The 13,897-nt window shown below is 66.7% G+C and carries 8 protein-coding genes and 1 pseudogene; 5 read left to right on the top strand and 4 right to left on the bottom strand.

Going from position 1 to position 13,897, the window contains the following annotated elements:
* Positions 1-2: 2 nt before the first annotated feature.
* Complete coding sequence (locus JOF55_RS18670) at positions 3-416, bottom strand: cupin domain-containing protein (RefSeq protein WP_374727555.1); 414 nt, start codon at positions 414-416, stop codon at positions 3-5.
* 290 nt (positions 417-706) lie between these two features.
* Here JOF55_RS18670 and JOF55_RS18675 point away from each other — a divergent pair, with 290 nt between their 5' ends.
* On the top strand, positions 707-3,076 hold the full coding sequence (locus JOF55_RS18675) for a bifunctional salicylyl-CoA 5-hydroxylase/oxidoreductase (protein ID WP_310275971.1): 2,370 nt from the start codon (positions 707-709) through the stop codon (positions 3,074-3,076).
* Positions 3,073-3,876 (top strand): alpha/beta hydrolase family protein, encoded by an 804-nt coding sequence (locus JOF55_RS18680; protein ID WP_310275973.1) that lies wholly within the window; start codon positions 3,073-3,075, stop codon positions 3,874-3,876. The genes JOF55_RS18675 and JOF55_RS18680 overlap by 4 nt, the downstream gene beginning before the upstream one ends.
* Positions 3,877-3,941: 65 nt before the next feature.
* Here JOF55_RS18680 and JOF55_RS18685 read toward each other — a convergent pair whose 3' ends face one another.
* A complete protein-coding gene (locus JOF55_RS18685; protein ID WP_310275975.1) occupies positions 3,942-4,292 on the bottom strand; it encodes a hypothetical protein in 351 nt (116 codons plus the stop codon).
* A gap of 180 nt (positions 4,293-4,472) precedes the next feature.
* On the bottom strand, positions 4,473-6,038 hold the full coding sequence (locus JOF55_RS18690) for a PucR family transcriptional regulator (RefSeq protein ID WP_310275976.1): 1,566 nt from the start codon (positions 6,036-6,038) through the stop codon (positions 4,473-4,475).
* A gap of 229 nt (positions 6,039-6,267) precedes the next feature.
* Here JOF55_RS18690 and JOF55_RS18695 point away from each other — a divergent pair, with 229 nt between their 5' ends.
* The 3 genes and pseudogenes from JOF55_RS18695 (at position 6,268) to JOF55_RS24705 (ending at position 12,432) form a co-directional block, all read left to right on the top strand.
* A complete protein-coding gene (locus JOF55_RS18695; RefSeq protein WP_310275978.1) occupies positions 6,268-9,111 on the top strand; it encodes an FAD-binding and (Fe-S)-binding domain-containing protein in 2,844 nt (947 codons plus the stop codon).
* 45 nt (positions 9,112-9,156) lie between these two features.
* Complete coding sequence (locus tag JOF55_RS18700) at positions 9,157-10,479, top strand: MFS transporter (RefSeq protein WP_310275980.1); 1,323 nt, start codon at positions 9,157-9,159, stop codon at positions 10,477-10,479.
* Positions 10,480-11,075: 596 nt separating this feature from the next.
* Positions 11,076-12,432 (top strand): annotated as a pseudogene (locus JOF55_RS24705) (IS701 family transposase).
* A gap of 290 nt (positions 12,433-12,722) precedes the next feature.
* Here the strand turns inward: JOF55_RS24705 and JOF55_RS18715 are convergent.
* Entirely contained in the window at positions 12,723-13,844 is a 1,122-nt protein-coding gene (locus JOF55_RS18715) for a dihydrofolate reductase family protein (RefSeq protein ID WP_310275984.1), read from the bottom strand.
* Between the last annotated feature and the right edge of the window lie 53 nt (positions 13,845-13,897).

Here is a 13,897-nt window from a genome sequence, read left to right on the forward strand (position 1 = left end):
AGTCAGGCTCCCGCTACCGAACCCGCAGGCAGGAAGTCGACGTCTCGCAGTGCCGATCGGCGAACAACTTCCTCCGGGTCTTCGAGATTGTGCAGCTGGTCGAACAGTTCCGCCAACCGTCCTGCTGGACTGACCCAGAACAAAGCGCGGCAGAAGTCCTCACTTCGGTTGTAGTAGGCGTGCGGCAGCCCCATCGGCATCCGTACCGTATCGCCCGGGCCTGCGGTCTCCCACTGGCCGTCGAGGTAGAGCGTGAACACTCCCTCCAGCACGTAGATGTGCTCGTCCTGAGTGGTGTGCACATGAGGCGGAACACCGGTTCCCGGCGGGTCGACCGTCTCGAAAGCGAAGCTGCTTTCGCTGCTCGATTTCATGTAGTAGGTGTGCCCGAGGACGTTCCACACCTTGCTGTTCATACCCTCACCGGCAAGGGTGATGCCCTCGGGGAGAGGGCCGAGGGTGATTTGGTCGGCGTCCACGCTGCCTCCTTTGTCGGATGCTTTGGAGCTTCGGAGCATCGAGAGCCCGTCCACTATATCTAGCACCCGTAACTTCGACAAACAATCCAACATATTAGTCGTGCCCACGTAGCCGTGTCGCTCTCATTTGGATCGGCCTACTGGTATACAGTGTTATATATCGTATTATTGACGTCCGTCATGTAACAGGAATATTCTGTGTTGAGCAGGACCACGTGGAGGGCAAGATGCGGATAGCAGTAGTCGGCGGCGGGCCCGGTGGGCTGTACTTCTCGGCGCTGGTCAAGCAACTCGACCCGCGACACGAGGTGACCGCCTGGGAGCGCAACGCCGCCGAGGACACGTTCGGGTTCGGCGTGGTGTTCAGCGACGAGACGCTCGGAGGCATCGAACACGCCGATGCCGAAATCCACTCGAGAATGCAGGAGATTTTCGCGAAGTGGGATGACATCGACATTCATTTCCGCGGGGCCACACACACCTCCGGCGGACAGGGGTTCGCCGCCATCAGCCGCAAGAAACTGCTGCTGATCCTGCAAGAACGTTGCCGTGAGCTCGATGTGCGGCTGCAATTCGGTACGGAAGCTCCGGATGTCGAAGAGCTGAGCGCGGAGTACGATCTGGTTCTCGCGGCGGATGGGGCCAACTCGGGAGTCCGCAGCAGGTTCACGGATGTGTTCGGGGCTTCCCTGGAGCGTCGGCACAGCAAGTACATGTGGCTCGGCACGGACAAGGTCTTCGAAGCCTTCGAGTTCCACATCCGGGAGACTCCGTACGGTGTCATGCAGGTACACGGCTATCCATACGGCGACGAGGGCAGTACCTTCCTCGTGGAGATGCACGATGATGTGTGGGAGCGTGCCGGCTTCGGGGAGCTCGCTCCGGCGAGTCTCGCGCCCGGGCAGAACGACGTCCGTTCCGTCGAGCGGATTCAGGAGTTGCTCGGTGACGTCGTGGGTGGCCACCGGATCTTCGTGAACAATTCGAAGTGGGCGAATTTCATCACCGTCCGCAACGAGACCTGGCGAAACGGGAACATCGTGCTGTTGGGAGATGCCGCGCACACGGCACACTTCTCGATCGGCTCGGGAACCAAACTGGCGATGGAGGATGCGCTGGCGCTGGCAGCCTGCCTGCACGAACACGCGGAGCCGGAGACGGCGCTCGAAGCGTACGAGTCCGAACGCAGGCCCGTGGTGCTCTCCACCCAGCGTGCGGCGCAGGCAAGCCTGGAGTGGTTCGAAAACATCGCCCAGTACGTGCACCAGGAGCCCGCCAAGTTCGCCTTCAACATCCTCACCCGAAGCCGCCGGATCACCCATGACAACTTACGGCTACGCGACCCGGAATTCGTCGAATCGCTGGATGCCCGGTTCGCCGAGCAGGAGGCACGGCGCGGGAACGCTTCCACCGGGTCAGCGACGTGTCCCCCGATGTTTCAGCCGTACCGAATCGGGCAGTTGCACCTGAAGAACCGCGTGGTGGTCCCTCCCATGGACATGTACTCCGCGGTCGACGGCGTGCCCGGCGATTTTCACCTGGTACACCTCGGCAGCAAGGCCCTCGGCGGTGCCGGCATGGTCATGACCGAGATGGTCTGCGTGTCGCCGGAAGGACGCATCACCCCCGGTTGCACCGGTCTTTACACCCCCGAGCAGGAGGAATCCTGGAAGCGGGTCGTCGATTTCGTGCACGCACGGAGTACGGCCAAGATCGGGGTGCAGGTCGGTCACTCGGGGAGGAAGGGATCGACGAAACTCATGTGGGAGGGCATCGACCAGCCGCTCGAGGGCGACAACTGGGAGGTCGTGGCTCCTTCCCCGATCCCCTACACCGCGGACAACCAGACTCCGCGCGAGCTGACCGAGACCGACCTCGACGCGATCGTGGCGCAGTTCGTCGAAGCAGCGCGTGCCGCGGACCGAGCCGGATTCGACTTGTTCGAGCTGCACTGCGCACACGGCTACCTCCTCTCGTCCTTCCTCTCACCACTGTCCAACCGGCGCACCGACAAGTACGGAGGGACGCCGGAGAACCGGCTGCGCTTCCCGCTTCGGGTTTTCGATGCGATCCGCGAGGTGTGGCCGCCCCAGCGGCCGCTGTCGATACGTATCTCGGCCACCGACTGGGCTCCGGGGGGCAATGACCTCGACGACGCGGTGGAGATCTCGCGAGCGTTCGCCGAGCACGGTGTCGACGTCATCCACGTCTCCACCGGGCAAGTCGTCAAATCCGAGAAGCCGGATTTCGGTCGCAGCTACCAGACCCCCTTCGCGGACCGCATCCGCAACGAGATCGGGGAGAAGTACGGCACCACCGTGATCGCAGTCGGCGCGATCTCGTCGTACGACGATGTCAATTCGGTGCTGCTGGCAGGCCGCGCCGACCTCGTCGCCCTCGGACGGCCGCACCTGTACGATCCGCAGTGGACATTGCACGCGGCGGCTGAACAGGGGTACACGGGAGTGGAGTGGCCGAACCAGTTCGCCGCCGGAAGCCGGAAACCGCCAACCGGGCGCACCGATGGCCCCCGGCCGCGACTCCAATTGGCACGTGAGGGCGAGCAAGGAACCCGGCACCGCAGGTGGAGGCCATGAGTACCCCGCAAGAACTGCTCACTCACCGGGTGCCCGAACCTCGGCACACTCTGCGCTACGGCACGCACGAGCAACAGGTCGCCGATGTCTGGCTGCCCGATTCGGAGCCGTTCGCCGTGGTTCTGTTCCTGCATGGCGGGTTCTGGCGCGAGGCCCACGACCGGCACTACACCGACCCGTTCGTACACGCGTTGGCCCGGACGGGATACGTCGCTGTCAACGTGGAATACCGCAGGATCGGTGGGGCGGGCGGCAACCCGCAAACATTCGACGACATCGCGCTGGCCATCGACGAGTTGCCGGAGATCGCACGCTCTGCGTGTGGCCTGCCCGCCGACAAGCCCGTGATCCTGGCCGGTCACTCGGCCGGTGGCCATCTCGCGTTGTGGGCGTCGGCGCGCCACTTGCTGACCGCATCGTCGCCTTGGCACACCCCGAACCCGGTGCAGGCGGACGGCATACTCGCACTCGCAGCGGTGACCAGCATCGCCTCCGCACTGGCCGATGGCATCGGGGAAAACGCCGCAGCCGAACTGCTCGCCGAGGAGGACAACCTCGACCGGATCGACCCCGGCCGAATCGGAGCAGGTCCGGCAGCCACCGCACTCGTGCACGGCAAGCTCGACCATCGAGTGCCGTTCGGGTACAGCACCGTTCATCAGCGCATGCTCGAAGAGGCAGGAACCCCGGTGCGACTCGATGTGCTCTCGAACGCAGGCCACTTCGAGATCATCGACCCATTCAGCTCAGCCTGGTCGACTGTGCTGGCAGATCTCAACTGGCTCGTCTCTCGTTCCTGAACCGCAAGCGCCGGCCGCAGAGGACACGAAACCGTGGACGGAGCCGTTGGATCGATATTCCCGTCTTACTCCCGTGGGGTGATGATGGCGCACTGGAGGTCCGGATGCTTGGCCAGCACCTGGTCACTGGTTAGCAGTGGTACCTGGAGGTGTTCAGCGGCCGCGGCGTAGGCGGCATCGCCGACGTCCTGCTCGTCTCGCATCGCGCGGACCTCGGCGACGGAGTCGACAGGCGGCATGTCGGGTTCCTGCGCGGCGATCCGGGCGAAGAGCGCGCGGTGGTGTTCGCGCTGCGCCTGTTCGTGCAGGAGCGCGGTGACGTAGCGGTTCAGCGACGTGCCCTGGTTCCGTGCGGCTACTTTGAGAATGTCCAGGTCACTCTCGTCGACATCACGGATGGTGAGCTTGCCGGTCAAGCCTCAATAGTAGCAGGCATGAAATGCAGCCACATGGTGATGGCAGTGGATGCTGCCATTCTCCTGGCTTGATGCTTCTCCCGTTCGGGGTTGTGACTCGGTGTGGGGCGTCCTTCTGCTGCGTGGCAGCGATCCTGCGGGGAGAGGATTCGGCGGATCGAGTCGTCAATCACCGAGTGGTCACCCGTCCTCGTTCTCCTCGGCCTTCAGCTCCAGCTCCAGCACCAGGCGCTGCGCCGACGAACCGAGGTCGAGATCGAAGGTCCGGGTGGCCGTGCGGATCCGCTGCCGGACGGTGTTCTGGTGCACGACCAGCTCCTCGGCCACCGCTCGCACATCCCCGAAGTGCCGCAGGAAGGAGAGCAGGGTCCGGGCGTGGTCGGAACCGTTTTCGCGGTCGTGTCGAGCAATCCGAGCGCCCAGGCCGGACCGGAGCCGCGGCTCGGTACGCACAGTGTCGACGAGTCGTTGCCGGACGAGGTCGACCCGCAGGTCCGCCAGCGAGTACCTGCCCGGCGCAGCCCCACTTTCCCGCAGTCGGCGTACCGCTGCCTCCAGGTCGTCCCGATACTCGGGCAGGTCGTCCGGCCTGCGGACGGTATCGCCGACGACCACGACGAGCGGGGCGGCCGACACCCGGGTGGCCCGCGTTGTCAGGTGATCCAGCAGCGATGAGAGCCGCACCGCCCGAGCGAGGTGCGGTAGGTGCATGAACACCGCGTCACCGACAAGCGCCATCGACGGCTCGTGGCCGAGGGCGCGGGCGACCGGACCGAGTGCGTCCAGCACGCCCAGCAGGTTGGCCCGGACCTCGTGCGGGCCGACATCGCGGCCGGACTCGGCCAGGCAGACCAGCGTCCCGGGACACGGCAGCGGGTGCGTTGCGCCGCCGGTCCGGTCCAGTGCGGCGCGCAGCACGCCGTTGCGGCCCTCCTGATCGGCGTCGGACTGGCGTCGGGCGGTGAGCATGTGCAGTGCCGCCGAGCGTGCGGCCGGGACAAGAACGGATTCGGTCCCGGCTATCGCCTCCTCGTCGGCAAACAGTGCCCACAGCGACCCGAGCACCAGGTCCCCGGCCCGGATCACGATCGCCGCCCGGGGCAGGTGGCCCGGTCGACGGACGACTTGCACCGTGTCGCTGTGCCACAGCCCCTCGGCCAGGTGATCCGGCACTTGATCGTCGGGCACCTGACGGGCGAGGATGCCCAACCGCCGCAGCTCGTCGATCGGCTGTTCGGGGTGGCTGGAGTACGCGACGATGGTGCGGTCCGTGTCGAAGATCGCGACCGCTCCGCCGATCATCGCGGCCACCGAGTTCGCCAGTGCGAACAGGTCACCGCCTGCCGTCACCCCCTCCGCTGCGCGCTCCGCGTCGACCCCGGTGGCCACCAGCGTCGACACGAGCCCGAACAGCCGGGTCCACGGCATCGCCGGGTCGACGGTCAGCACGGCCGCGCCCGACGCGACCGCCGCGGATCGCAAGAACGCGGCATGACCGCCGGTGTCGGCTCGGACGGTGAGAACACCCGCGCTCTCCGCGGCCATGGCCAGAGCTCGGTCCACGCGGGCCGGGGACCGCACGTCGAGCCCGACCGCGAGCAGCAGGGCGCACGGGGGAGCCGAAACCTGCTCGTCGATGTCGAACAGTTCAACGGAGTGCACCGCCGTCTGTGGTGATCCCGCGACATGTTGCACGACATCCGGGCGCAACGCCGTGACCAGCTCGGTCAGTGTGATCGACGACATCCGGTCTCCTGCGTCCGCAGCTCAATGTCGAGTTCGACATTATCCGATGGCTCCTGATGGCGGCAGCGACATTGTTCGGCGATCCGGTCGGCCAGCACAGTAATGGTGTTCCAGCGCACTCGTGATCTTTGCCGCCTACCTTCTCGGCTCTTACCCGCGGAGTGCGCCACCGATATCCGGATACGCCCAGGCGTACCGGCCACACAAGCAATTTGAGCCAGGGAGCCCGATGTTGATACATCCGGCTCCGCCCCCCACACGCCGGGCGGAGCCCCTCACCCATGTGCTCGGTGACGGACAGGTCCTGACCTCGCAGACCGATCTGGCCCGCTACGCCTCCGACGCGAGTCCGTACCGCCTGATGCCGCGTGCCGTGGCGATGCCCCGGGACAGCGACGACGTGGCCGCAGTGTTCCGCTTTGCTTCCGAGCACGGCAGGCGGGTGGTTCTCCGCGCGGCAGGCACCAGTCTCAACGGCCAGGCTCAGGGCGAGGACATCCTGCTCGACGTCCGCCGCAACTTCGAGCACGTCTCGGTCGAGGACGAGGCCCGCATCGTCCGCGCAGGCCCCGGCGTGGTGCTCGCCCGGGCCAATGTGCGGCTGTTCCGGCACGACCGGATCCTCGGGCCCGACCCGTCCAGCGCGGTGGCCGCGTGCATCGGCGGTGTCGTCGCCAACAACGCCAGTGGGGCGGCGTGTGGGATCACCGACAACTCCTACCGGACCGTCGAGTCGGTACGGGCGGTCCTGCCCACCGGCACCGTCGTCGACACCGCCGCGCCCGACGCCGACGACCGGCTGGCGGCCGCCGAGCCGGAGCTCGTCGCCGAGCTGTGCACGATTCGGGACGAACTGCGTGCCGACACGGAGCTTGCCGATCGTGTCCGCAGCAAGTTCGCGATCAAGAACACCAACGGCTACCGGCTCGACGCCTTCCTCGACGAGGACCGGCCGTCCCGGATCCTGCGCGGACTGCTCGTCGGATCCCAGGGCACGCTCGGATTCCTCGACGAGATCGTGATGCGAACCGTGCCGAGGGGACGGATGCAGGCGACGGCGTTCCTGCGATTCCCGGACCTCGCTTCGGCCGCGGGCGCGGTGCCCGCGCTGGTCGATCTCGGTGCACGAGCGGTCGAACTGATGGACAACCTGTCGATCCGGTGCACCCGCACGATCGAGGGTGCACCGGCATGGATGGAGGAGATCGGCGAGGACGACGCCGCGCTGCTGGTGGAGTGCCGCGCCTCGGACGAAACCGATCTGGAGGTGTTCGAGAAAGCGGCCAACGAGCTGCTGAGCGGGGTCCCCGGTTGCCGGGGAACGTTCACCCGCGACCCCGAGGTCGCCCACGGGTACTGGGCCGTCCGAAAAGGCCTGCTCACCGCCCTGGGCGCGAATCGCCCGTCAGGAACGATCCTGCTCGGCGAGGATGTGTGCGTCGCCCCCCGCAGGGTCGCAGAGGCGATCGTCGCGATCAGCGAAGCACTGCAGCGTCACGGCTTCGACAGCTCCGTCGCAGGCCACGCTGCCGCAGGCAATCTTCACTTCTCCATGGTGTTCGATCCGGCCGCTGCGGAGGACGTGGAACGCTACCGGCGGTGTCTCGACGAGATCGTCGACCTGGTTCTCGACCGCTTCGACGGGTCACTCAAGGGCGAGCACGGCACCGGCCGCAACATGGCGCCCTACGTGCGGCGCGAGTGGGGCACCCGTCTTCTGGAGTACATGCGCCGGATCAAAGACGCGGTCGATCCGGCAGGCATCCTCGGCGACGGCGTCATCTTCACCGACGACCCGCTGGCCCACGTCCGTGACCTCAAGACCATCCCGAGCATCGATCCGGTCGTCGACGACTGCATCGAGTGCGGGTTCTGCGAGCCGGTCTGCCCGAGCGGGGACGTCACCACCACTCCTCGACAGCGCATCGTTCTCGGCCGGGAGATCGCCCGGCGCGGGACGGACGACGGCGGGCTGCGCCAGGAGCACGACTACGCCGCCGTCGACACCTGTGCCGGTGACAGCTCCTGCGCGGTGGCGTGTCCAGTGGGCATCGACACCGGGAAGGCGATGAAGAAGTACCGGGCGGCGCGCAACACTCCCACCGCCGAGCGAGTCGCGCTGGCACTCGCCCGCCGCTGGACCGCCGTCGAGGCCTGCACACGGATTTTGTTGGGAGCGGCCCGGCTGGTATCGCGCACCGTCGGTGACCGGCCGCTCCAACTGATCACCCGGTTCGCCCGCCGACTGGGCGGGAACGACCTGGTGCCGGAGTGGCTACCCGAGACGCCGGGCCCGGCCAAGCCGGTCCGCGGTAGCGGACCCCGGCCCGACGATGCCGCGGCGGTCTACTTCACCGCCTGCGTGAACCGCATCTTCGGCACGCCGCGGGACCGGGACGACACCACCGTGACTCGAGCCGTGCTGTCACTGGCGGAGCGCGCGGGCCTGCAGCTATGGCTACCACCTGACGTCGCGGGCTCGTGCTGCTCGACCGTGTGGCACAGCAAAGGGTTCACCGACGCCCACAGGCATGCGGCCAACGATCTGCTCGAGCGGATATGGGAGTGGTCGGACGGCGGGCGGCTGCCGGTCGTCGTGGACGCCGCATCCTGCACGCTGGGTGTCCTGAACGACATTCCGCCGGTCCTTACCGGCGTCAACCGGGAACGGCACGCGGCTCTCACCGTTGTCGACGCGCTGAGCTGGGCCCGCTCGGAGTTGCTGCCCCGGCTGAGCGTGCGACGCCGAGTCGAGCGGGCGGTGCTGCACCCCACCTGTGCCATGCAGCAGCTCGGGCTCAGCGCCGATTTGAGCACACTGACCGCCGCCATCTCCGACGAGGTCGTCGAACCCCTGGAAGCGACCTGCTGCGGCTTCGCCGGCGACCGCGGGTTCTTGCACCGCGAGGTCACCGAGGGAGCCACCCGGCGGGAGTCCGCGGAGGTTCGGGAGGCGGATGCGGATCTGCACCTGAGCGGGAACCGGCCGTGCGAGCTCGGCTTGGAGCACGCCACCGGTATGCCCTACGAATCAGCCCTCGTGGCTCTCGATCGCGCGACCCGTTCCGACTAGTCGCACGTACCACCCACCCAAGGACGACCGAACAGCGAGGTTCACATGTCGGACTCCGTAGAGCAGCGTGTTCACAGCACGGGTGCCACCCGGACCCGCGGGGAAAAGCGGTTACTGGCCAGCACGCTGGCCGGTACCACCATCGAGTGGTACGACTTCTTCATCTACGCCCAGGCCGCGAGTCTGGTGTTCGCGCCCCACTTCTTCGCGCCCCTGAGCGCGGAGGCCCCCGGCGTCGCCGAATTGGTGTCGCTGGCGACGATCGGTATCAGCTTCCTGTTCCGGCCCCTGGGCGCCGTGATCGCCGGTCGCTTCGGCGACCGTCTCGGGCGGAAAGCGATGCTCGTGATCACGCTGGTGATGATGGGTGTGGCCACCGCCTTGACCGGGTTGTTGCCCACCTACGCCCAGATCGGGGCCGCGGCGCCGATCCTCCTGGTCGTCCTGCGCATCGTGCAGGGTTTCTCGGCAGGCGGTGAGTGGGGCGGTGCGGCACTGATGGCCGTCGAGCACGCGCCGCTTCGCAAACGCGGGTACTTCGGTTCCTTCCCGCAAACCGGCGTCCCGCTCGGCTTGATCATGGCGACCGGGGTCCTGTGGCTGATCAGCTCCTTCACCACCGAGGAGCAATTCCTCACGTGGGGCTGGCGAATTCCGTTCCTGTTCTCCGTGGTGCTCATCATCGGCGGCTACATCGTCCGGCGCATTGTTGAGGAGAGCCCGGTCTTCAAGGAGATGCTCCAGCGCAAGGCTCACTCGGCTGCTCCGCTGCGCGAGCTGTTCCGCAGCAACAGCCGCAATGTCGTGCTGACCGCACTGATCTTCGTCGCCAACAACGCCGCGGGCTACCTGCTGATCGCCTACTTCATCGGCTACGGCAAGACCCTCGGGATGGCCCAGTCGACCGTCCTGCTGGCGACAATCGCCGGTGCTGTCGGTTGGCTGTTCTTCACCGTCTACGGCGGTGCGATTTCCGACCGGATCGGGCGCGTCCGCACCTTCCAGATCGGCTACGCCGCGCTTTTCGCGTGGATGATTCCGATGTTCCTGCTGATGGGGACGGCCAACGGCATCCTGTTCGCGCTCGCCGTGATCGCGCTCTCGTTCGGAATCGGGCTCTCCTACGGGCCGATGTCGGCGATGTACGCCGAGATATTTCCGGCCAAGGTGCGCTACTCCGGTGTTTCGATCGGTTACGCGTTGGGCGCCATCCTCGGGGGAGCCTTCGCACCCACGATCGCGGAGGCTCTCGTTCAGGCCACAGGCAGCGCCCTTTCCGTGGGCATGTACGTGATGGGTCTCTGCGTCATCTCGATCACCGCCGTGACGATGGTCAAGGAACCTCGCGAGACCGATCTGAACGCGTAACCGTCCGCCCCCGACGGAGCAGTTCCGCAGCGCCCCGCTGACTCCGACCGGCTGTTGTTGAGCCCGCCGGGTTTTCTCGTCGTGACCATCGGAGTACTTCGGTGCCGCTGTGATCGGGTATATGGCTTGCATTCCGATCGCCGTGCGAGGTGTGGTCGGTTTTCGGTTCGCAGGCAAATGCGGCCAGAGCGTTGCTCGGCATGTGATGCGATGTGGCCTTTGTGGCCGCATCACAGCACCTCGATCGGCCGGTGTGCGGGCCTGGCAGAACGTCCACAGTCCAGCCTGGTCGGGAGTGTCGATACCGCGTCGACTCTCCCGGCCGGGCGAGGCTTGCAACACGCGAGATCGTGCTCGCCCACCCGCACCAGGATCAAACCAGCGTGGGCGGAATTCCCGCATTGATCCGAAAAGCCCGCACCCGCTATCGCTGGGAGACCCGACCGGCCGACCGGACGTGATCAGCAAGCCAATCCGCGCTAAGCGAGGCGGATCATCTTCTTGTTCACGAATTCCTTGATATCGGTAGTTTGTTGGATCAAGGTTGTTGCTGGGTAGGCCCTTGGTGTTCGGGTTTCTGGGTGGAGGGGGCCGGGATGACCAAGAGGGTGGCGTGTCCGGTGGCGCCGGGGCCGTTGGAGGCGTATGCGGCGCGGTTCGATGATGTGTTTTCGGCGTTGGCCCAGCGGCGTGGGTTTCGCGAGTATCTGGCCGGGTTGTTGGCTCCGCGAGATCGCAACAAGACCATGACCTGCCTGGCTGGGGCCGGGCCGGTGGTGGGGGCCGTTCAGGCGGGTGTGTAGCGGCTGCGGTTCTTTCTGAGTGAGTCGGTGTGGGATCCCGGGGCGGTCAACGCCCGGCGGTTGGAGCTGCTGCTGGCCGGGGAGGCCACCGCACCGCATGCGGGTGGGGTGTTGGTCGTCGATGACAGCGGCGATCGCAAGGAGGGCACGGCAACGGCGCGTGTCGGACGTCAGTGGCTGGGTCGGGTGGGCAAGACCGGTAACGGGGTGGTCACCGTGACCACGTTGTGGGCCGATCGGCGCATGTCCTATCCGTTGCACGCCGGTGCCCTACACCCCGGCGCGTCGGCTTGTCGGTGGCAAGAATGATGCCCACTTTCGGACGAAACCACGCATCGCTGCGGAGCTGGTCAGCCGGGCCAGCCGGGCCGGGGTGGGATTCCGGGCGGCCGTGGCCGAGGAGCGCCTACGGTGATCTGGACGATTTCCGCGCCGAGCTGCGCTGCGCTGGCCTCCCGTGGGTGCTGGCTGTGCGCCCCAGCCGCGTGTCTGGGTCCCCGAGCCCGAGGCGCACACTCCCGTCGAGGCCGCCCTGAAACGGCCCGGATCGCCCCGGGGGATTGGAAGTCAGTACCGCGCACGTTCCAGGATGGACATGCCGAAACCTGGTGGGCTGCCGATGCCTCGTTGGGTGGGTGGGGTCCGAATGCGCCCACGCGGCTGGTGGTGGCTACCCGTGATCCGGCCACCCTGCCGGACAAGGCCACCTGGTATCTGGCCACCAACCTGGCCCGGCCCGGCTCAGCCCGTGCGGCCGACAGCCCGCATCCGGCGGCGGAGCCGGCCGAGATCGTCGAGCTGTACGGCATTCGCCACTGGGTCGAACAAGGCTACAAACAAACCAAGGACGAGCTGGGCTGGGCTGACTTCCAGGCCCGCTTGCGACATCGCGATCCGCCGCCACCAGTGCCTGGTCCGCTGTGCTTTCTCCTTCTGCTGGCAGACCTGGTTCGACGAACACACCCCGCGCAGTCAGCCGGAATCAGCACCGGCCGACGAGTCCGGAGAGAGAGGGGGGCAGCATCCGGCCGCCGAAAGCCCCAACAGATCAGCTGGCCCCGCACAATCCGCGCCGTACGCAGCTGGCTGACCCCGCGATCGCACTACAACGCTGGTGGCACGCCTGGTCGACACAGCCCCCACCCCATGAGCTCCAAGCCCTCATCGACACGGTCAGCGCAGGCCACGGCCTCCATCTCTACCAACCACCTTGATCCAACAAACTACCGCTATGGGATGTCCACGAGCTGGGTCTGAAATTCCGTATACGGGGTACTGCTACCGGAAACCGAAACCGACAGCGGGAGTTCCGGTGGTGGCCCCGGGCCGGCAGCGCGGTCAATCGGACCCTGCAGGCGTCCCTGCCGGAGATCATCGACCCGCGTCAGCGCATCAGCGACCGCTCGCTGCGTCTGCTTCCCGACCTGACCAGCCGGGACATCAGCGCTGCCCTGAGTGAGGTGACCGTGCGCAATCCGGCGGTGAATGCGAGTGCAGTCTGAGTTGCCCCGGTGTTTTTGGAGATCCTGGTATGTCTTGTTGCCGTTTCGGGCCACCACTTGAGCTACCGGAGCGGGAGCCGCAGAAGCGAAGGTGGGCGTTGTCGGCTTTTGCTTCTTCGGCGTGGACCTTGGGGTCCGTTTCGCGGGAGTATCCGCGGGAGAGTTCTGCTCCGTGCTGATCGACGAGGACGGCTCCCACGGAGTAGGCGCTGTCGCTGGGCGGGCACTGTCGGGACAGTGCGATGGCGCGCTTCATCCACGCGTGGTCCTGCGGGGTGGCTGCTGTGGTGCTCATGCTGTGCTGTCCTCCTTTGGGCAGGTAGCGCAGGAGCGCGACATCACCGATGGTGCGGGTCTCGACCAGGGTCATGCGCCGGGTGGGGGAGCCGGGGTAGGGGGCGGGATGCAGGAACTTCGGTGCCTGGGTGGCGCCGACGAGGGTGGGGGCGATGGCCAGCTGGATCTCGTCGGCGAGCCCGTGGGACAGCAGCGCGGTGTGGATGTGTCCGCCGCCTTCGACCATCAGGCGCGCTACGCCTCGCTCGCCGAGGTCATCGAGCAGGCGGCCGAAGTCGATGTCGGTGCCCAGAGCCACGATGTCGGCCAGCTCGCCCAGTTGCTCGCGGAGTTTGATGGCCCCGGCATCGGTGGTGTAGACGAGTTTGCGGTCTCCGTGGTGCCAGAACTTCGCCTCTGGGTCGAGGTTGCCGCTGGCGGTCAGGGTCACTTTGAGCGGGTACTCGGGCAGACCACGCGAGACCCGGTGTGCGCGTCGTTCGGCGCTGTTGACCAGCAGACGGGGGTTGTCGGCGCGCAGTGTTGCGGCGCCGATGAGGATGGCGTCGGACTCGGCGCGGACCGCGTCCACGCGGTCGAAGTCCGCGGCGTTGGACAGCAGGAGACGGTCGGGGCCGGTGTCGTCGAGCTGGGCCAGTTCGGTGAGGATGCGTGCTGATCCGGTTTCCGTGTCGATGGTGAGCGCTTGTTGCCCGGGTGTGGCGGCATGGTCGGTGTCGAGCCATGACCGAATGCCTGCGGATTGACCTCGAGCGCACTCCAAGGTGAACAATCCCGTTCGTGCGCGCCGAGAGCGGGGCGGGTGCCGGGCAGAGG

Origin of the sequence: Haloactinomyces albus, from assembly GCF_031458135.1 — a bacterium.
GTDB classification, from domain to species: domain Bacteria; phylum Actinomycetota; class Actinomycetes; order Mycobacteriales; family Pseudonocardiaceae; genus Haloactinomyces; species Haloactinomyces albus.

Coding starts and splice junctions, on each gene's coding strand:
- JOF55_RS18690 (WP_310275976.1), bottom strand. CDS start 6,038: ATGTCGTCGATCACACTGACCGAGCTGGTCACGGCGTTGCGCCCGGAT.
- JOF55_RS18670 (WP_374727555.1), bottom strand. CDS start 416: ATGAACAGCAAGGTGTGGAACGTCCTCGGGCACACCTACTACATGAAA.
- JOF55_RS18675 (WP_310275971.1), top strand. CDS start 707: ATGCGGATAGCAGTAGTCGGCGGCGGGCCCGGTGGGCTGTACTTCTCG.
- JOF55_RS18700 (WP_310275980.1), top strand. CDS start 9,157: ATGTCGGACTCCGTAGAGCAGCGTGTTCACAGCACGGGTGCCACCCGG.
- JOF55_RS18695 (WP_310275978.1), top strand. CDS start 6,268: ATGTTGATACATCCGGCTCCGCCCCCCACACGCCGGGCGGAGCCCCTC.
- JOF55_RS18680 (WP_310275973.1), top strand. CDS start 3,073: ATGAGTACCCCGCAAGAACTGCTCACTCACCGGGTGCCCGAACCTCGG.